Below are 19,977 nucleotides of genomic sequence, written 5' to 3'. Positions count from 1 at the left end.
GGGCGGGATCTTTCAGGAAACCGAATGCCGTCGGCTCCCCGAAAGACCAGGATTCTTAGAAGAACAGCTCCTTCTGCGCCACCGGCGTCAGCATGCCGCGCCGCCATCCGGCAAGGGTAATTTGCGCAAGCTGACCTAGCCCGCGATAGAAATCATTGGCGGCATGGTCGGTGAACAGGCTAAGGAAACGCTCTGACCACGGCAGCAGATGCCAGGCGAGCAGTTCGTCCAGCCGCTGAGATTGCTCCTCATCGGCGAGCCAGGCGGCCAGCATCAGCAGCGTGCCAAAATGGTCTTCCGGCTCGTTCTGCTCGGTTTCCTGAACAAACCCGTGCTCGCGCATCCACTGGCGTAAGGCCAGCATTGAGTCGCCAAAGAGCACGTTTTCTTTGTCCAGATAGACCGAACCCCACGGCGGAGCAGGCAGCGCGTACGGGCCGATAAACAGGCGCTGATACTCCGCATCAAGCCCCTCGTCCGCCAGGCCGGAAGCCATAAGTCGTGCGATATCAGGTAATTCAGCAGACTGAATCGGCCACTCCGTAACCCACTCGGGTGATGCCAGCATAGCGATAAGCTCCGCGCATTCCGGGCTGCCCGGCGGCTGATAATAAAGTGCGCCGAGTACGCGACCGGTCAGGGCGATGGCGGGCAGGCGTTGTAAATCTGAAGACATTCTTTGCTTCCTTAAATTTTTCTAATCTCGACCAGATTGGTGTGCTGCGGGTTGCCTTTGGCCAGCGGCGAAGGACGATGCGTGGTCAGGGTGTTAATGCAGGCCCCGCGGTCGATTCTGTCGCCGCTCATGTTGGCATCGTGCCAGGCGCCCTGGCCCATGGCCGCTACGCCCGGCATGATGCGAGGGGTGACTTTGGCTTCGATATACACCTCGCCGCGCCCGTTGAACACGCTGACTTTGTCTCCGCTGGTAATCCCGCGTTTCTGCGCATCTATTGGGTTGATCCAGACTTCCTGGCGTGCGGCGGCCTGGAGCACGTCAATATTGCCGTAGGTTGAATGCGTTCTGGCCTTGTAATGGAAGCCAAACAGCTGGAGAGGATAATCGCCGCGCTGCGGGTCGTCCCAGCCTTCAAAGGTAGAGGCATAAACCGGCAGCGGGCTGATGGTTTCATCTTTTTCCAGCTCCCAGTTACCGGCAATTTCCTCGAGCCTGCTCGAATAGATCTCAATTTTTCCGGAGGGCGTCTTGAGCGGATTGGCCGCCGGGTCTTCGCGGAATTTTTTGTAAGCCACGAAGTGGCCCGCCGGGTCTTTACGTTTATAAATACCCATTTCGCGCAGCGCCTCGTAGGACGGCAGCAACGGATCTTTGGCGAGCATTTTAGCGTACAAATGGCGCAGCCATTCGCTCTGGCTTCTTCCTTCGGTAAACGCCTGGTGAACGTCAGGGCCAAGCCGCCTTGCCACTTCGCTCATCATCCAGTAAATCGGTTTACGCTCGAACTTAGGCGCGGTGGCGGGCTGAATAAAAATCAGGTAGCCCATATTGCCCGCGTAGTCGTTGGGAATAATGTCTTCCTGTTCCACCGTCATCAGGTCCGGCAGCAGGATATCGGCGTACTTCGCCGAAGAGGTCATAAAGTTTTCGATAACCACAATCATTTCGCACTGCTTGTCGTCCTGCAAAATATCGTGGGTTTTATTGATGTCGGAGTGCTGGTTGATGATGGTATTACCGGCATAGTTCCAGATGAACTTTATCGGCACGTCCAGCTTATTTTTGCCGCGCACGCCGTCGCGTTTGGCGGTCATTTCCGGGCCACGAACAATAGCGTCCGTCCAGCTGAAGCAGGAAATCTGCGTTTTCACCGGGTTTTCCAGCACCGGCATACGCTCAATGGTGATGGTGTAGGTGGACTCACGGGCGCCGCTGTTGCCGCCGTTAATCCCGACGTTGCCGGTCAAAATCGGCAGCATGGCAATCGCGCGGGAGGTCAGTTCGCCGTTCGCCTGGCGCTGCGGGCCCCAGCCCTGAGCAATATAGGCTGGTTTAGCGCTGCCTATTTCACGAGCCAGTTTGATTATCTTGTCGGCAGGGATGCCGGTAATCGTGGCTGCCCACTGAGGCGTTTTTTCAACGCCGTCTTCGCCCTGGCCGAGAATATACGCCTTGTAGTGCCCGTTTGCGGGCGCACCCGCGGGCAGCGTCTTCTCGTCATACCCAACGCAATATTTATCGAGGAACGGCTGGTCAACCAGATTCTCGCTGATTAAAACGTGGGCAAGCCCGGCGACGAGCGCGGCGTCTGTGCCTGGGCGGATAGGTATCCACTCGTCTTCCCGCCCGGCGGCGGTATCGGTGTAACGCGGGTCGATGACTATCATGCGTGCATTGGAGCGTTCGCGGGCCTGCTCCAGATAATAGGTGATGCCGCCGCCGCTCATGCGGGTCTCCGCTGGATTATTGCCAAAGAGCACGACCAGTTTGCTGTTTTCGATATCCGAGGTGCTGTTGCCGTCGTTGCTGCCGTAGGTGTATGGCATCGCGCAGGCGATTTGTGCCGTGCTGTAAGTGCCGTAATGGCTCAGGAAGCCGCCGTAGCAATTCATCAGCCGGGCAACCAGCGAGGCGTAAGGCGAGGAGCGGGTTATGTTGCCGCCGACCACGCCGGAAGAGTAGTTGATATAGACCGCTTCGTTACCGTACTTTTCAACGGTTTTCTTCAGGCTGCTGCTGACGAGGTCTAGTGCCTCATCCCAACTGATGCGCTCGAACTTCCCTTCGCCGCGCTTGCCCACTCTCTTCATCGGGTAATTCAGGCGTTCCGGGTGGTTGATGCGGCGGCGAATGGAGCGCCCACGCAGGCAGGCGCGAACCTGATGGTCGCCATAGTTATCCAGCCCGGTATTATCGGTTTCGACCCAGTAGACCTCTTCATCGCGGACGTGCAGACGCAGCGCGCAGCGGCTGCCGCAGTTGACCGAACAGGCTCCCCAGACCACTTTATCTTCCTGGGAGACGGCACCGGCAACAGCGGCTGCGGCGCTGCGTAAAGCAAACGGCAGTGAAATACCGCCGGCGGCAAGCGCCAGGCCGCCTATAGCGGAAGATTTTACCAGGCTGCGGCGGCTAATCCCGCCCGGATTGTTGAGATTCGACATCGCTCACTCCATGACTGTTTTGTCGCGTGGAAGACGTTATTTTTTTGAAATTTAGGGTTGATGATTGCGGTAGAGTCTCGCCGCTTAACGGGCGAATATTCACTCCGGCAAGAGTGTTACTTATTTAGGAGTAGAGGTTATTAACGCCAATCAAAGTTAGGGCAGTCTGCGGGGGAAATTGCGGGAAAGCAGGGCGCAGCGGGCCCCACTGGAGATTACTGAGGCTCGTTTTCAGCTGCGGCGCCGCCCGCGATGCGGGTATAAACAATTTTTTGAGTATCGTTAGCGCAGTGGCCAACAACCTGGCCGCCGGCCTTGTCTGCCTGATCGTTCGGAACGATGGTTAGCGAAAATCCGGACTCAGGCACGCCGTTATTAATAATACGTTGCTGGATATCCGCTTTCACTCTTTCGCAGCTGCCTTGCGCGGCCAACGCCGGGGCGGCAGCGATCAGCAGTATCGTGCTTAACCAAACGGAACGTTTCATCATCTCTTCCTTATGTTGAGGTGAACTATAAGAATAGCGCTTTTAGTGTAAAGGGTTGTATTTGCTTATATCATGTTATGACACCAAACAGGAGAGCGGCAAAACGTGAAGAAAATCATTATCTCTGGTGCGCTGGTTTTCGGGCTTGTCGGATGTGACAACTCGCAGTCGCCGCAGGCGTATACGCCGGAAATGGCCAGTTTTTCTAACGAGTTCGACTTCGATCCGCTGCGCGGGCCGGTAAAGGATTTTAGCCAGACGCTGATAAACGAAAAGGGCGAAGTGGTGAAGCGGGTTAGCGGCGTGTTGTCGCAGGAAGGCTGCTTCGACAGCCTTGAGTTTCACGATCTTGAGAACAATAGCGGCGCTGCGCTGGCGCTGGATGCGAATTACTACATTGACGCCGTTAGTCACGAAAAACGCGTGGAGTTGCAGGGGAAATGCCAGCTTGCCGGGCTGCCTAAGGTGGGCATCAGCTACGATACGGATGACAATGGTTTCGTCACGGTTGCCCGGGGTAAAGATGTCCAGATCGACTATAAATATGACGATGAAGGCTATCCGCTGGGCAAGATATCCAAAGCCAAAGAGAGCGAGCTGGCGATTATTGCGAAGGCCGGAACCGACAAAAAGAAAAAGCTGGATTACAGCGCGGTGACTACGCTGAACGGTAAAAACATCGGGATGGCCAAGCAAAGCTGCGACTACGACAGGCATTTCAACCCGCTGTCCTGCGATCTGGATATGACCGATGAAACCGTAACGCCGCCAACCACCGTGCGTTATACGATTAAAAATACTATCGAGTATTATTGATAGCGGCGCGTTTGCCGCCCAACCCACGTTTAAAAATTAAGGTGCTGCTCGTGGCCCAGCGGTTTGCCCTGATACTTCGTTCATTGTTGTTCTGTTGGTGCCTGGGCTTGTTGTTGGCTCCGGCGGCGCACGCGGCTGAACTTGCCGCCGGGGTGAGCCAGTTTAGCGCGGCGTTAGAAAAAGCCAGCCCTGCGGCGCAGGTGCCGCTACAGGCTCTGCAACAGCTGGATCCTGCGCTGCTAAAGCCTGAATCAATGTATCCTCAGTTTCAGGCATATTCAGCTGCCGACCTGAGCGCGCTTTATCAGTTTGACAATCGCTGCGTTTCCGGTCCCTCACTTCCAGAATCGGTTTTACCTTTCGTTCAGGCGCTGTGCCAGGCAGGCAGGCCGCCAGCGTCGTGGTTTAACACGCATCCTGTTTATCCGCTCGGAGGAAGCAGCGCGTGGCACTATATTTTGCGCCATCCTGATGCGGCAGCGGCGTTGCAAAACGCTCTGCATGTCCGGGAAAGACCCGGTAGCCTGGGCGGCGTGGGAACACTTTCCGATGACAATCTTGAGGCGCTGGTCGGCGGGCAGCGCTGGCTGTTGCAAAACGGCGAGCTGTGGCACCTTAGCCGCCAGCAATGGCAGCGCTATGAACAACCAGTCTGGCAGCCGCTGGCTAAGCAGGCCGGGCTTGAACTGGTGAGTGCGGGAGGGCGCTGTGATGTCCGCCTCGGGGCATTATGCGCCAACGCTAATGACGGGTATCGCGATGTCTGGCGCTGGTTGTTTGTTTTGTTGGCAATTTTTGCCGCCGCTGGTCTTGCGTGGATGGGCTGGCAGCGCCGCCGGTTACGCGAGCGGCAGCGTTTTATTACTCAAATGTTGACCCACGAACTGCGCACGCCAATCGCCCAGCTTAGCAATGTTGTTGAGCATTTTCGCCGCGACTTTGACCAGCTCCCTGACCGGGCGCAGCTTAATTTTGTTGCTCTGGCAGATACATTACAGCGCATGCGCCAGATGGCCGAAACCAGCAAGCATTATCTTATAGCGGAGCATCAGCGTGAGGCGCTGGAGGCTCCAGCCCGGGTACAGCTCAGCGAGTGGCTGGATAATCTTTGTGCAACACGGGACGGCCTGATTTACTGCCTTGAAGAAGATATGACGGTTAGCGTAGCGCTATACTGGAGCAGTCTCTGCCTGACGAATTTACTGGATAATGCCTTTTGTCACGGAGCCGCCCCCGTGCGCTTAACCGTGCGCAGAAGCAAAACGAGCCTGCTTTTCCTGGTCAGTGATGCCGGAAGGATGAGTAAAAACCCGCTGCTAAACTCGCGCCGCATGCGCTGGTCAAACAATAACCTTGGACTGGGGCTGACCATCGTCCAGCGAGTCTCCCGCCGCCTGAACGGCAGGCTGACTTTTAGCGCTTCGCCAACCACTTTTACCCTGGAGCTTCCTTGCGATGTCAGCTAATACCCCCTCGCTGTTATTGATTGAAGACGATCCTGCGCTTGGCGAGGGGCTGGCGGCATTTTTGCGGCAGGAAGGATTTACCTGCCGCTGGCTACGCGGTTCGGAACAGGTGCCCGATTATTGGTATCTGGCGGATTTGGCTATTCTCGACCGGCAGCTTCCGGACGGCGACAGCCTGCGCCTGCTGCCCCAGTGGCTTGCCAGGAAAGCTCTGCCGGTCATCGTCCTGACGGCAAGAGTCAGCGTAGAAGAGCGAGTGGCCGGGCTTGAAGCCGGAGCGCGGGACTACATCAGCAAACCTTTTGCTCACGTTGAGCTGCTGGCCCGCATTCGCGCTCAGCTGCGCCCATTGGGCGAGGGCGTGCTGGTTTGCGGCGAACTTACTCTGGTTCCGGCGCGGCAGGTTGCGCGCTGGCAGCAAAATGATGTGGCGCTAACGGCAACGGAGTTTTCGCTTCTGGCGATGCTGGTGCAGATGGCCGGGCGGGTGTTCACGCGAGACGAGCTGTTAAACCAGGTCTGGGGTTACCAGAGCTTTCCTTCCACCAGAACGGTGGACACGCATATTTTGCAACTGCGTCAGAAGCTCCCCGGACTGCCGATCTCCAGCGTCCGAGGCATTGGCTACCGGCTGGAGCGGATGGAATGAAATTACGCCTGATAGCCGCCTTACTCTTTCCTTTAAACCTGCAAGCCGCGCTGCCGGAAACGCCGCTGGAGCCGGTTTATCATCAGCTATTTAACCAGCGTGGTGACCTTGCCTACGGCCAGTTGACAGATGTTTGGCCTCGGTTGAACAGCCATGCACAGCGCCAGGCGTGGAAGGAGGCGCTTAATGCCGCGGTGAGCCATCAATGCGGCAAAGATCTCCCTTCGGCGGTTCCGGCGTGGCTGGATGACATCACGCTGACGCTGATGCAGCGCGATATGCCGCTAAGCCGCATATACCGCATTACCCTCAGCGGCAATAGCCCGCGCCACGACTTGCGGGTTTCGCTGCTTCTGCCCGAAGGCAAAGAGGCACTTTCCTCGATGAGGGTAGAGTACGAACCAGAGGGGGAATTTCGCGTTGAGAGTGAGGAATTTAACCAGCCGTTTAACGAAGGCGTTTATTTACTCACCGTTTCCAGCGGCGGCCAACAATGGCGGCAGTCTCTGGCTTTGCAGGGCATTAACGGCCTGAGCCAGGCTCAGCTTCAGGGGCATAGAATAATCCTCCATACATCGCAGGTTGCGGCGTCTTGCCCGGAGCCGTGGCTTGAGCAGTCGCTGCTTAAACGGGATGACTACAGCCAGGTATGGTGGCAGCGCAGCGACAAAATGGCGCTGGTGGCCTGGCCCGCGGAGCCGGTAGAAAATTTATGGGCAACGGTTGCGGTGGTCAGCGCTGAAAACCGGGGTAGCGTAACCGTGCGCACCGAGCATCGCCTTGCCGGGCCGCTGGCAACATTACAAAACTAGCGGCCGGGCCGTAATCCTGACATTCCTCTGACAATTGCTCTGAGTTAACCGGCAATACTGGCATCTCTTTTATTAACGGGATATTTGCCATGAAATTAAAACCCCTGCTGGCCAGCCTCGCGCTGCTTTCCTCTTCGGCCTTCGCCGTCGACAATATCGCCTTCTGGAACACGCCGCAGCACGGCGGTAACAGCTTTAATCGCCTTGCACCAACGGAAGCTTACTTTTCCGCCCTAAAAGGCTACGGCGCAAGCTGGGTGCGGCTTTCGTGGGATAAATGGCAGCCGGAACAGCGCGATTTTTTGATTGGCAATGCCGACAATTATCAGGGCCTGATGAAGCAGGATCTGCAAACGCTTAAGGATACGCTGGCCCGGGCTCACGCCGCCGGGCTGAAAGTGGTCATCACGCCGCTTTCGCTGCCCGGCATGCGCTGGTCGCAAAACAACGGCGGCCGTTTCGACGACCGGCTCTGGCAGGATAAACATTACTGGCAGCAGAGCGCTGCTTTCTGGCGTGACTTGGCAAAAGAGTTGAAAGATAACCCGGCGGTGGGGGCCTACAACCTGGTTAATGAACCGGCACCTGAAAAGCGCGGCGGCCTGAAAGAGCACGCTTCGCCGCAAGAGATGCTGGCCTGGTATAAAGAACATCAGGGCACGGCGCGGGATCTGCCGGAGTTCTACCAGACCGTCATTAAAGCGATTCGCGAAGTGGACCCGAATACGCCAATTATGGTCGATAGCGGCTGGTATGCAGCGGCGGACGCCTTTAGCTACTGGCCGCACGCGCTCGCTGACAAGCGGGTGCTGTACAGCTTCCATATGTACGAACCGTACGACGCCACCAGCGCGCCTAACCTGAAACGAGCTAAGCCCTATGCTTATCCCGGCGTAGTGCCTTTTGCCGGAGGGAAGGAAAAATGGGATGCCGGGCGCGTTGCCGAGTATTTACAGCAGCCTTTCGTATGGGCAAAACAGCGGGGCATTGAGCAAAATCGTATGGTAGCCGGGGAATTTGGCTGTATTCGCCAGCTGGACGGCTGTCGCCAATATCTTGAGGATGTGCTCACCGTGCTGGATAAAACCCAGGCCCACTGGGCGTTTTACAGCTTCCGGGAGGACGCCTGGGACGGAATGGATTACGAGTTGGGCAAAGGCAAGGTGCCCTGGTCTTACTGGCAGGCGATGGATAAACAGCAGCCGGATACTTTGCCGCGCCGTGCGACGCCTGAGTTCGAGCCGATTAGCCGCAGGTTGAGTCACTAACGCGGATGATTAAGTGGTTCAGGCTGAATTGAGTCAGCGACTATTCTGAATCACATTTTCTAATGCAATGATTTTTCGCCGCTTTATTTATGTTATGTTTTTCGCTGGCAAATTTAACCACGGCGGCGAGACAGGATGAGCGGCAAACTCGATCAGTTTATTCAGCAGGCGGTCAGCGCGGTTCCCATTAGCGGCACCTCGCTGATTGTCTCTTTGTACGGCGATGCGCTGGCGCACCGGGGAGGAGAAATCTGGCTTGGTAGCCTGGCGGCAATGCTGGAGCCGCTCGGCTTTGGCGAACGCTTTGTTCGAACCTCACTGTTTCGCCTGAATAAAGAAGGCTGGCTGGATGTGGAGCGGGTGGGGCGTCGGAGTTTTTATCGCCTGACGGATTTAGGCCAGCGCATGTCGCGCCGCGCCGAGTCAAAAATTTACCGTGCCGGGCAGCCCGCCTGGGACGGGAAGTGGCTGCTGCTGCTGTCCGAGGGGTTGGATAAAAGCACTCTCCAGCAGGTAAAAAAACAGCTGATCTGGCAGGGGTTTGGCGCCCTGGCTCCGAGCCTGATGGCTTCTCCTTCGCAGAGCCTGGCGGATATTCAAAGCCTGCTGCATGAGGCGGGCGTGGCCGAACAGGTTATCTGCTTTGAAGCCGATTCTCCGCTGCAAACCTCCCGCGCCGCGCTAAAGTCTCGGGTGGAAGAGTGCTGGCTGCTGACCGACAAAAACGAACGCTACGCCGAATTTATCAGCTCCTTCCGCCCGCTGTTGCCGCTGCTGCGCGAGGCCGGAAGCGAAGAACTTACTCCCCGGCGCTGCTTCCAGATCCAATTGCTGCTGATTCACTTCTACCGCCGCGTAGTGCTGAAAGATCCGCTTCTGCCGGATGAACTGCTGCCGCCGCACTGGCTGGGGCAGAGCGCACGCCAGCTTTGTATCAATATCTACCAACGCGTTGCGCCAGGCGCGCTGGCTTATGTCAGCGAACTGGGGGAAACCTCGGTTGGCTCTCTGCCGGTGCCGGGCAATGGCTATTTGCAGCGTTTTGGCGGACTCAATCACTCTTAAGGAGCCTTTATGCCTGTTTACCAGATTGATGGCCTGACGCCGGTTGTCCCGGAAGACAGCTACGTGCATCCCACGGCGGTGCTGATTGGCGACGTAATCCTGGGCCACCGAGTCTATATTGGCCCCAATGCCAGCCTGCGCGGCGACTTTGGGCGCATTATCATCGAAGATGGCGCTAACGTGCAGGATAACTGCGTGATGCACGGCTTCCCGGAGCAGGATACGGTGGTGGAGCAGGACGGCCACATCGGCCACGGCGCAATTCTTCATGGATGCCGCATCGGTAAGAATGCGCTAATCGGCATGAACGCGGTAATCCTCGACGGGGCGCAAATTGGCGAGAATTCTATCGTCGGCGCGGCGGCCTTCGTTAAAGGCAAAGCGGAGTTTCCGGCCAATACGATGATTATCGGCAGCCCGGCGAAAGCGATTCGCGAGTTAAGACCGGAAGAGCTGGAATGGAAAAAGCAGGGAACGAAGGAGTATCAGGATTTAGTGATTCGCTGCCAGCAAACGATGCATCAGGTCGAGCCGCTGCGTGAGGTAGAGGCGGGGCGTAAACGTCTGGTGTTTGAGGATTTGCACCAGCCTAAGAAAAGCGGTTAATTCCCCTCACCCCAACCCTCTCCCCAAAGGGGCGAGGGGGAAAACAGGTTTGGAGAATATTGTTTATCCCCTCTCCCTTCCAGGGAGAGGGTCAGCCACTCGGGAAGTAAATATTACGCAGCAACGATGCTGTCGATAGCTGCTTTTGCATCAGTCTGCGCTTTAGCCGCAACTTCCGGGCCGTAGCCGAAGCCTTCAGCGAACACGTAGTTCACGTCGGTGATGCCGATGAAGCCCAGGAATACGTTCAGATAAGGCACCAGCAGGTCGGTCGGGGTATCTTTGTGGATGCCGCCGCGGCTGGTCACAACCAGAGCACGTTTACTGGTCACCAGGCCTTCAGGGCCTTTCTCGGTGTAGCGGAAAGTGACGCCAGCGCGAGCGACCAGGTCAAAGTAGTTTTTCAACTGAGTTGGGATGTTGAAATTGTACATCGGCGCGTTGAAAACAATCACATCGTGCGCTTTCAGTTCTGCAATCAGCTCGTCAGATAACGCCAGAGCTTCCTGCTGACGCGGAGTCAGAGCCGCATCGGAAGGACGCAGCGCGCCAACTAGTTCACCATCCAGCACAGGAATTGGGTTTGCCGCCAGGTCACGAACGGTAATTTCGTCGTTGCTGTGCTTTTCACGCCATTGTTCAACAAAATAGTCGGACAGCTGGTTGGACTGTGAGTAACCTGCCAGGATGCTGGATTTCAGAACTAATACTTTGCTCATGGAGTGATTCCTTAGTGTTTGGTCAGTCGGGCGTTGTGCCCGTTCGCTGAGAGTTAATGTATTCACAATCTGATTACAGTGATAGCGCAATATATCGAACCCTAAATTCGAATTTATTGAACAAGGCGCTCTAAATCGTGGTGTGGTAAAATAGCGGAAATCAGAGCCATGACTTAACCGGTTGTGCCCGGTAGCGAAATAAAGATAGAAAAAATGGAAACCATAAAACACTCGCTGTCCTCTTTGTTTGCGCGCCTTGACGGGCTGATGCTCCGCGACAGACAACGCTTCTCCCGCCGCCTGCACGGCGCAAAGAAGATCAAAAATGCTGACTCTCAGCAGGCCTTATTCGACTCCCTGGCCGCAGAAATAGACGCCGCAGCAGGCAAGGTTCTGCTGCGCGAAGCCGCGCGCCCGGCTATTACCTATCCTGAAAATCTGCCTGTAAGCCAGAAAAAGCAGGACATCCTCAATGCGGTACGCGACAACCAGGTGGTTATCGTGGCCGGGGAAACCGGCTCCGGGAAAACCACCCAGTTGCCAAAAATCTGCATGGAGCTGGGGCGGGGCATAAAAGGGCTGATAGGCCATACGCAACCTCGCCGTCTTGCAGCGCGTACCGTTGCAAACCGCATTGCGGAAGAGCTGCAAACCGAGCCGGGCGGCTGCGTGGGCTATAAGGTGCGCTTCTCCGACCACGTTGGCGACAACACCATGGTCAAGTTGATGACGGACGGGATCCTGCTGGCGGAAATCCAGCAGGACAGGCTGCTGATGCAGTACGACACCATCATCATCGATGAGGCGCACGAGCGCAGCCTGAACATCGACTTCCTGCTGGGCTACCTGCGGGAACTGCTGCCTAAGCGTCCCGATCTCAAAATCATCATTACTTCGGCAACCATTGACCCGGAGCGTTTTTCGCGCCACTTCAATAATGCGCCAATCATTGAGGTGTCCGGCCGGACTTATCCGGTGGACGTGCGTTACCGCCCGATGGTGGAAGATAACGACGATACCGACCGCGACCAGCTACAGGCCATCTTTGATGCGGTAGACGAGCTGGGCCACGAAAGCGCGGGCGATATCCTGATCTTTATGAGCGGCGAGCGGGAAATCCGCGACACGGCAGATGCGCTGACGAAGCTGAACCTGCCGCATACTGAAATCCTGCCGCTCTATGCTCGCCTGTCCAACAGCGAGCAGAACCGGGTGTTCCAGCCTCACGTTGGCCGCCGTATTGTGCTGGCAACCAACGTGGCGGAAACCTCGCTCACCGTGCCGGGCATTAAATACGTTATCGATCCCGGTACGGCGCGTATTAGCCGCTACAGCTACCGCACCAAGGTGCAGCGTCTGCCGATTGAGCCGGTTTCTCAGGCCTCTGCTAACCAGCGTAAAGGCCGCTGCGGGCGCGTTTCGGAAGGGATTTGTATTCGTCTTTATTCCGAAGATGACTTCCTGTCTCGCCCGGAATTTACCGACCCGGAAATCCTGCGTACCAACCTCGCGTCGGTTATTTTGCAGATGACGGCGCTGGGGCTTGGCGATATCCAGGCGTTCCCGTTCGTTGAAGCGCCTGACAAGCGCAATATCCAGGACGGCGTGCGCCTGCTGGAGGAGCTGGGGGCCATCACCAGCGATGAAGATCACAGCGTTTATAAGCTAACGGCGTCCGGTCGCCAGCTCGCCCAGTTGCCGGTTGACCCGCGCCTGGCAAAAATGGTGCTGGAGGCGCAAAAATTTGGCTGCGTGCGCGAAGTAATGATCATTACGTCAGCGCTCTCTATTCAGGACCCGCGCGAACGCCCGATGGACAAGCAGCAGGCGTCGGACGAAAAACATCGTCGCTTCCACGACAAAGAGTCAGACTTCCTGGCTTACGTGAACCTGTGGAACTACCTCGGCGAGCAGCAAAAAGCACTTTCTTCGAACCAGTTCCGCCGCCAGTGCAAGCTGGATTTCCTCAATTACCTGCGAGTGCGCGAGTGGCAGGACATCTACACCCAGCTACGCCAGGTGGTTAAAGAACTTGGCCTGCCGGTAAACAGCGAGCCTGCGGACTTCCGCTCCGTGCATTCGGCGCTGCTGACGGGGCTTCTGTCGCATATCGGCCAGAAAGATACTGAGAAACAAGAATATACCGGCGCGCGTAATGCACGCTTCTCCATCTTCCCCGGCTCGGGCTTATTCAAAAAGCCGCCGAAGTGGACGATGGTCGCCGAGCTGGTGGAAACCAGCCGCCTGTGGGGGCGCATAGCCGCCCGTATCGACCCGGAATGGATCGAGCCGCTGGCGCAGCATTTGATTAAACGCTCCTACAGCGAACCACACTGGGAAAAAGCCCAGGGCGCGGTGATGGCGCAGGAAAAAGTGACGCTTTATGGGCTGCCGATTGTGGCCGCGCGTAAGGTCAACTACAGCCAGATTGACCCCGCTCTGTGCCGCGAGCTGTTTATCCGTCACGCGCTGGTGGAGGGCGACTGGCAAACCCGGCATGCCTTCTTCCGCGAGAATCTCAAACTGCGTGCGGAAATCGAGGATCTTGAGCATAAGTCGCGCCGCCGGGACATCCTGGTGGATGACGAAACGCTATTTGAGTTCTACGACCAGCGAATTTCTCATGAAGTGATTTCCGCCCGCCACTTCGACAACTGGTGGAAAACCGCCAGCCGTGAAACCCCCGATCTGCTGAACTTCGAAAAAAGTATGCTTATCAGGGAAGGCGCGGAGCAGGTCAGCAAGCTGGACTATCCGAACTTCTGGCATCAGGGCAACCTCAAACTGCGGCTTACCTATCAGTTTGAGCCGGGCGCGGATGCCGACGGCGTCACGGTCCATATTCCGCTGCCGCTGCTTAACCAGGTTGAGGAATCCGGCTTTGAATGGCAAATCCCCGGCGTGCGTCGGGAGCTGATTATTGCCCTGATTAAATCGCTGCCGAAGCCGGTACGCCGTAATTTTGTTCCTGCCCCGAACTATGCCGAAGCGTTTTTAGGCCGCGCAACGCCGCTGGAGCTGCCGCTGCTGGACAGCCTGGAGCGCGAATTCCGCCGTATGGCGGGCGTGACCATCGACCGGGAAGACTGGCACTGGGATCAGGTGCCCGATCACCTGAAAATGACCTTCCGGGTGGTGGACGAGCACAATAAAAAGCTGAAAGAAGGTAAAGACCTCCACGAATTGAAGGGCGGCCTGAAAGACAAAGTACAGCAAACGCTGTCTGCGGTGGCGGATGACGGCATCGAGCAGAGCGGGCTGCATATCTGGAGCTTTGGCTCATTGCCGGAAAGCTACGAGCAAAAGCGCGGCAGTTACAGGATGAAGGCCTTCCCGGCGCTGGTGGATGAAAAAGAGAGCGTGGCAATCAAGTTATTTGATAACCCGCTCGAGCAGCAGCAGGCGATGTGGCGCGGCCTGCGCCGTTTACTGCTGCTGAACATCCCGTCGCCGGTGAAATACCTGCACGAGAAGCTGCCCAACAAGGCGAAGCTCGGCCTCTACTTCAACCCTTACGGTAAGGTGCTGGAGCTTATCGACGACTGCATTTCCTGCGGCATCGACAAGCTGATTGCGCAAAACGGCGGGCCGGTATGGAGCGAGGAAGGCTTTGCCGCGCTGCATGAAAAAGTGCGCGCCGAGCTTAACGATACGGTGGTTGAGATTGCCAAACAGGTTGAGCAGATCCTCACGACGGTGTTTAACATCAACAAACGCCTGAAAGGGCGCGTGGACATGACGATGGCGCTCGGTCTGTCGGATGTTAAAGCCCAGATGAGCGGCCTGGTTTACCGTGGTTTTGTTACCGGCAACGGCTATAAGCGCCTCGGCGATACGCTGCGTTACCTGCAGGCTATCGAGAAGCGGCTGGAGAAGATGGCCATCGACCCTCACCGGGATCGTGCGCAAATGCTGAAAGTGGAAAACGTGCAGCAGGCGTGGCAGCAGTGGCTGAACAAACTGCCGCCGGCCAGCCGCGAAAACGAAGAGGTACAGGAGATCCGCTGGATGATAGAGGAGCTGCGAGTTAGCTACTTTGCCCAGCAACTGGGAACCCCGTATCCGATTTCCGATAAGCGTATTTTGCAGGCCATGGAGCAGGTAGCGCTTTAAGTCTTCGTGTGCGCCTTACATAGGCAGCGGGATAGTGCGTGAACGGAAGTCTCTTCGGATTGGCATAAACGGCTTTAACCTGAAGAGATAATCTCTGCACGCACGGTTATGTTCCGTTCACCGGTAAATCTGTTTTCCCTGCACGTTCAGAAAACGGTGAACGTGTCAGGGGAAATTACGCCATTCCCCCTGACCACCCCCGGCGCCGGCAAGCTCATCGCCGCTAAAGCGGTAAACCCCCGGCTATCACCCAAACATTCGGGGTCGTTCGCGATCCGTTCCCGACGATCGCTCTCTTTCGCTGCTCCTGGCAGCTCCACCCCGCCTGAGTTGGGTCAAAGCCGGGGACGACGAGAGCCGGGGGCAAGGGCGTGGCTGCTGAATCTAACGCGACGTGGGGTTGGAATGTGGCTGCAAGCCTGAAGCGCGGCACTTGTTCCGGCTTAAATCGTCTCCGTGTTCTCTCCGACTGACCAGGGTCCGAACGCCGGGAGCGGGCGGAGGCTGTGAGCGTCGGGAACGCATCTCAGCCGACCCAGGGCTGGGAGATAAAACGGAGGTTTACCGCTTGCGGCGATTTATCTCGCCGGGAGTCCGGGGTCTCGGGGGAGTGACGGTGACTCCCCTGAGACGTTCACCGGTTCGGTGGCCGCATATGAAGCAGCGCTGGAAGTGAACGGAATCCCCTCCGGATTAGCATAAACGGCTGTAACCCCCCCCCGCCGGGCCAATTCATTGCCGCTAACACAGCCTCTCACACAAAGGATAATCCTTTTTCACAACACCCGGGCCAGCGTAAAACCATCCCAGCCTTTGCTGCCGACCGTTTGTAGCGCGGTGACGGAAAGGCGAGGGTTATTACCCATCATTTCTATAAACGTTCGCACGCCCTGAACGCGGTCATCGCCGCTTTCGGGGTTGGCAACCTCACCGTCGCGCACTACGTTGTCGCCAATAATTAGCGTGCCGGGGTGGGAGTATTTCAGAGCCCATTCAAGATAAACCGGGTTGTTGGGTTTATCTGCATCAATAAAAATCAAATCAAACGGCGCTTCACCGCCCAAATGCGCAAGCGTTTCTGCCGCCGGACCGATATGCAGATCGATAATAGTTTCAAGGCCTGCCAGCTGAATGTTCTTTTGCGCAACTTCCGCGTGGTGAGGGTCAGCCTCAAGCGTGACCAGCTTGCCGCCAGCCGGTAGCGCTCGCGCCATCCAGACCGAGCTGTACGCTCCCAAAGTACCAATTTCGAGGATTTTGCGCGCGCCGGTTATCTCCACCAGCAACTGAAGGAATTTCCCCTGGTTGGGGGCTACATCGTGGGCGGGTAGCCCTGCGGCGTAATTATTTTCGAGGATTTGTTGGAAAACGGAATCGGTGGGGATTAAAGAACAGACAAGATACTCATCAACATCGGACCATTGTTTCTGCATGGCTTACTCCACGTTAAGAGAGAGCTTTCTCCCTCTCCCTTGTGGGGAGAGGGCTGTTATTCCAGGTCAGGCAATACGTCGGGTTTCAGTTTCTTCACTGCGGCTGATTTTGACCGGTACAGATTTTGAAGTTGGCGTTCCCGTGCCGTCGCCCACGCTGCCGAGCGGCACCAGCGGGTTGGTTTCGGGGTAATAGGCCGCGAGATTGCCGCGTGGAATGTCGTAGGCAACCAGCTTGAAGCCGCTCACTTTACGGGTAATGCCGTCGTGCCAGATGGTCTCAATATCGACTCTATCGCCGTCGTTCAGCCCCAGGTCACCCATATCATCGGGATGAATAAACAGCACTTTCCGCTGGCCGTAAACGCCGCGATAGCGATCGTCCAGCCCGTAAATCGTGGTGTTGTACTGGTCGTGAGAGCGCAGAGTTTGCAGGGTGAACGGGGCTTCCACGTCTTGCCAGAGCGAATCGGGCAGCGGTGCTGCACAAAATTCTGCTTTGCCCGTCGGAGTGTTAAAACGCAGTTCTGCCGCAGCATTACCCAGGTAGAAACCGCCGGGGTGTTCACAGCGCTGGTTAAAGTCTTTAAAGCCCGGCAGCGTAGCGGCGATATGGTCGCGGATCAGATTGTAGTCATCCGCCAGTTCCAGCCAGTCTAGCTGGCTCCTGCCTAATACCGCGTCGGCAATGCCGGCGACAATTGCAGTTTCCGAACGTTGAGTCGCGGCAATGGGTTTCCCGATGCCTTCGGAAGCGTGCACCATGCTGAACGAGTCTTCCACCGTGACGAACTGGCGGCCGGAAACCTGCATATCCTCCTCGGTACGCCCGAGCGTTGGCAGAATAAGTGAGGCTTTGCCCGGAACCAGGTGGCTGCGATTGAGCTTGGTGCTGATGAAAACGGTCAGGTCGCAGCGGCTGATGGCTTCCTCGGTGCGCGGGCTGTCCGGTGCCGCAGCGGCCAGATTACCGCCCAGGGCGATAAGCACTTTCACTTCGTCGCGCAGCATGGCGGCCAGCGCTTCAACGGTATTGTGGCCGTGCTCGCGTGGAGGCTCGAAGTTGAAGTGTTGCGCCAGGCTGTCGAGCAGGCTTGCGGGCGGCTTTTCATCAATACCCATCGTGCGATTGCCCTGCACGTTGCTGTGGCCACGTACCGGGCACAGGCCCGCGCCAGCCCTGCCAAGATGGCCGCCAAGCAGCTGAAGGTTGACGATTTCGCGCACGGTATTCAGCGAATGCTTGTGCTGGGTTATGCCCATCGCCCAAGTGATTATCACTCGTTTTGACTGCTGCCAGACCGCTGCCGCGTCGCGCAGCTGGAGTTCGCTAAGCCCCGACTGGCGAGTAATGTGTTCCCAACTGGTGTTATCAATGGCGGCAAACCACTGCTCTACGCCGTGGGTATGCGCGGCAATAAACTCAAGATCAAAAATTCCGTCTTCGCCATCGGTAATCCGTCGGCGATGAGTTTCCAGCAGCGCTTTTGCCATTCCGCGCAGGGCGGCCATATCGCCGCCCAGATTAGGCTGGTAATAGTTTGTGCTGATGGTTCCCGCCAGCGAGGTGACAACTTCCAGCGGTTTTTGCGGGTCCGCAAAACGCTCAAGGCCGCGTTCGCGCAGGGTATTAAAAGTGACAATCTGAGCGCCATTTTCCGCCGCATGGCGCAGGCTGTGCAGCATGCGCGGGTGGTTGGTTCCGGGGTTCTGGCCGAAGACGAAAATGGCGTCCGCCTTATCGAAATCGTCGAGGCTGATGGTGCCTTTGCCTACGCCGATGCTGCGCTTCAGGCCGCTGCCGCTGGCTTCGTGGCACATATTCGAACAATCCGGGAAGTTGTTCGTTCCCAGCATGCGGCCAAACAGCTGATAGAGATAAGAGGCCTCATTGCTGGCGCGCCCCGAGGTGTAAAGCTCGATCTGATTTGGGTTGTCCATCTGGACGATATGTTGCGCAATCATTCTCAGCGCGCTGGCCCAGCTTATGGGTTCGTAATGGTCCGTTTCGGAGTTGTAGCTTAGCGGCTCGGTGAGGCGGCCCTGGTATTCCAGGAAGTAATCGCTTTGTTGGTAAAGTTTACTCACGCTGTGCTGGGCAAAAAACTCGTTATCAATGAAACGGCGGGTGGCTTCCCAGGTCACGGCTTTTGCGCCGTTTTCGCAGAAGCTGAAGGTGCTTTTGTTATCATCGCCCCAGGCGCATCCCGGGCAGTCGAAGCCTTTGGCTTTGTTCATGCGCAACAAATTGCGCAGATTTTTCAGGGCATGCTTGCTGTCGATAACGAAGCGGGTCGTCGCTTCAAGAGAGCCCCAGCCGCCCGCTGCGGCCTGGTAAGGCTTAATCGCTGATTTGAATTTCATATGGCAGGTGTCACTTGTTATGGTTAGCGTTGCGCAATAACACAGTTAGGTTGCTTACCTTTAGTTTACTCCTGATTAACATTAGTGAAAGAGCAAAGCATCAATCCGCCGTCAACGAAACGGCCGGGATTCACCCCTAAGCCTGTTAGAATCGACACTCGTATGGCGGTAAGCATAAGGACATCGACAATGATTTTACGAGCCAGCACTATCGGAGATATCGAAGCGCTACGGCGAGTTGAAGCCGCGGCGGCCCGGCTTTTTTTGAGCGCGCCCGAATTGGCTTTCCTGGCGCAGGCAGGCGTGACGGACGCTACGACGCATCGCCGTGCCATAGAGCAAAATCTTTCCTGGCTGGTAGCCGGAAGCGAAGGGCCGATTATGGGATTTTGCTACTGTCAGATGCAGCAGGATTCTCTCTATCTGGCCGAGATCTCCACTCATCCGGATTTCCAGCGTGCCGGAGTGGGAACCGCGCTACTGGAAGCCGTTTTCGAACACGCCAGGCGCCTGAACGTTAAGGAGGTTACGCTGACGACTTATCGGGATGTGCCGTGGAATGCGCCATGGTATCGGCGGCACGGCTTCGAGAGGGTTGAAACGCATGAACTTTCTGCGGAACTGGCGGAATGTTTGCGGCACCAGCAGGAGGAAGGGCTGATGGTGTTACCGCGTTGCGCAATGCGTTATTTACTCGGGTAAGGGCAGTTCTCTTTCCTTAAACCAGCGCTGCAACTTGCTCAGTTGGCGAATGTGGTAGCCGATAGCCAGTTCTTCGTACAGCGTGGCGGGCGGCGTTAAGGGAGATTCATCCGGCCGTGCGCACAGAATGGCTCGCCGCGCCTGATGCCAGGCCCGCCGCTTCATCTCTATTTCGTCTGGTCTCGTTACCCGATGTTTGCTCACTGTCATCGTCTGTTAGCTCATTGTGGGGGGCGATTATAACCCGCAAAGCCAGCGACATGTCGTCCGATCTCCACGGCTGCTCTGTTTTTGCTCAAAAAAATCTAATCTTGTCAAAAAGTTGCATCATAATTACTTTGCTGTCGCGCGAT

General features: G+C 56.7%; 16 protein-coding genes. 9 read left to right on the top strand and 7 right to left on the bottom strand.

Translation table 11 applies throughout. The annotated features are described in order from the left end of the window. Nucleotides 1–55: 55 nt before the first annotated feature. The 3 genes from dmsD to FOC35_RS20745 form a co-directional block, all read right to left on the bottom strand. Entirely contained in the window at nucleotides 56–676 is a 621-nt protein-coding gene (gene dmsD / locus FOC35_RS20755; RefSeq protein WP_172570069.1) for a Tat proofreading chaperone DmsD, read from the bottom strand. 11 nt (nucleotides 677–687) lie between these two features. After that, a complete protein-coding gene (gene ynfE / locus FOC35_RS20750) occupies nucleotides 688–3,123 on the bottom strand; it encodes a selenate/tellurate reductase subunit YnfE (RefSeq protein ID WP_172570068.1) in 2,436 nt (811 codons plus the stop codon). Between the two features lie 215 nt (nucleotides 3,124–3,338). After that, nucleotides 3,339–3,611 carry a DUF1161 domain-containing protein gene (locus tag FOC35_RS20745; RefSeq protein WP_039898202.1) on the bottom strand — a complete coding sequence of 91 codons (273 nt, stop codon included), beginning with the start codon at nucleotides 3,609–3,611 and terminating at the stop codon, nucleotides 3,339–3,341. Between the two features lie 105 nt (nucleotides 3,612–3,716). On the opposite strand from FOC35_RS20745, the gene FOC35_RS20740 reads away from it, so the two are divergent. The 7 genes from FOC35_RS20740 (at nucleotide 3,717) to paaY (ending at nucleotide 10,293) form a co-directional block, all read left to right on the top strand. Beyond that, on the top strand, nucleotides 3,717–4,427 hold the full coding sequence (locus FOC35_RS20740) for a YnfC family lipoprotein (RefSeq protein ID WP_172570067.1): 711 nt from the start codon (nucleotides 3,717–3,719) through the stop codon (nucleotides 4,425–4,427). A 50-nt stretch (nucleotides 4,428–4,477) separates the two neighbouring features. Then, nucleotides 4,478–5,893 (top strand): DUF3404 domain-containing protein, encoded by a 1,416-nt coding sequence (locus tag FOC35_RS20735; protein WP_172570066.1) that lies wholly within the window; start codon nucleotides 4,478–4,480, stop codon nucleotides 5,891–5,893. Further along, complete coding sequence (locus FOC35_RS20730; RefSeq protein ID WP_172570065.1) at nucleotides 5,883–6,542, top strand: response regulator transcription factor; 660 nt, start codon at nucleotides 5,883–5,885, stop codon at nucleotides 6,540–6,542. Before FOC35_RS20735 ends, FOC35_RS20730 begins: the two co-directional genes overlap by 11 nt. Next, entirely contained in the window at nucleotides 6,539–7,354 is an 816-nt protein-coding gene (locus tag FOC35_RS20725; RefSeq protein WP_172570064.1) for a DUF2861 family protein, read from the top strand. Before FOC35_RS20730 ends, FOC35_RS20725 begins: the two co-directional genes overlap by 4 nt. Nucleotides 7,355–7,443: 89 nt before the next feature. Further along, nucleotides 7,444–8,622 (top strand): glycoside hydrolase family 5 protein, encoded by a 1,179-nt coding sequence (locus tag FOC35_RS20720; protein WP_172570063.1) that lies wholly within the window; start codon nucleotides 7,444–7,446, stop codon nucleotides 8,620–8,622. 135 nt (nucleotides 8,623–8,757) lie between these two features. Beyond that, nucleotides 8,758–9,687: a phenylacetic acid degradation operon negative regulatory protein PaaX gene (gene paaX / locus FOC35_RS20715; protein ID WP_172570062.1), complete on the top strand. Its 930-nt coding sequence runs from the start codon at nucleotides 8,758–8,760 to the stop codon at nucleotides 9,685–9,687. Nucleotides 9,688–9,696: 9 nt separating this feature from the next. Further along, nucleotides 9,697–10,293, top strand: coding sequence for a phenylacetic acid degradation protein PaaY (paaY, locus tag FOC35_RS20710; protein ID WP_172570061.1), 597 nt, complete (start codon nucleotides 9,697–9,699; stop codon nucleotides 10,291–10,293). Between the two features lie 113 nt (nucleotides 10,294–10,406). Here paaY and azoR read toward each other — a convergent pair whose 3' ends face one another. Further along, the gene (azoR, locus tag FOC35_RS20705; RefSeq protein WP_172570060.1) at nucleotides 10,407–11,012 is read right to left on the bottom strand and encodes an FMN-dependent NADH-azoreductase; all 606 of its coding nucleotides are present in this window, start codon (nucleotides 11,010–11,012) and stop codon (nucleotides 10,407–10,409) included. Between the two features lie 213 nt (nucleotides 11,013–11,225). Between azoR and hrpA the strand changes: the two genes are divergently transcribed. Further along, nucleotides 11,226–15,125 (top strand): ATP-dependent RNA helicase HrpA, encoded by a 3,900-nt coding sequence (gene hrpA / locus FOC35_RS20700; RefSeq protein WP_172570059.1) that lies wholly within the window; start codon nucleotides 11,226–11,228, stop codon nucleotides 15,123–15,125. A gap of 776 nt (nucleotides 15,126–15,901) precedes the next feature. Here the strand turns inward: hrpA and FOC35_RS20695 are convergent. Next, nucleotides 15,902–16,558, bottom strand: a complete 657-nt coding sequence (locus tag FOC35_RS20695; RefSeq protein WP_172570058.1) for an O-methyltransferase — start codon at nucleotides 16,556–16,558, stop codon at nucleotides 15,902–15,904. A gap of 66 nt (nucleotides 16,559–16,624) precedes the next feature. After that, nucleotides 16,625–18,922, bottom strand: coding sequence for an FdhF/YdeP family oxidoreductase (locus tag FOC35_RS20690; RefSeq protein WP_172570057.1), 2,298 nt, complete (start codon nucleotides 18,920–18,922; stop codon nucleotides 16,625–16,627). A 189-nt stretch (nucleotides 18,923–19,111) separates the two neighbouring features. Between FOC35_RS20690 and FOC35_RS20685 the strand changes: the two genes are divergently transcribed. Then, a complete protein-coding gene (locus tag FOC35_RS20685; protein ID WP_172570056.1) occupies nucleotides 19,112–19,624 on the top strand; it encodes a GNAT family N-acetyltransferase in 513 nt (170 codons plus the stop codon). On the opposite strand, the gene FOC35_RS20680 is transcribed toward FOC35_RS20685, so the two are convergent. Next, entirely contained in the window at nucleotides 19,613–19,834 is a 222-nt protein-coding gene (locus FOC35_RS20680) for a hypothetical protein (RefSeq protein WP_147293928.1), read from the bottom strand. The genes FOC35_RS20685 and FOC35_RS20680 overlap by 12 nt on opposite strands. Between the last annotated feature and the right edge of the window lie 143 nt (nucleotides 19,835–19,977).

Origin of the sequence: Cedecea sp. FDAARGOS_727, assembly GCF_012273235.1 — a bacterium.
Classification (GTDB): domain Bacteria; phylum Pseudomonadota; class Gammaproteobacteria; order Enterobacterales; family Enterobacteriaceae; genus Cedecea; species Cedecea davisae.
This window is presented reverse-complemented; position numbering and strand designations above follow the sequence as displayed.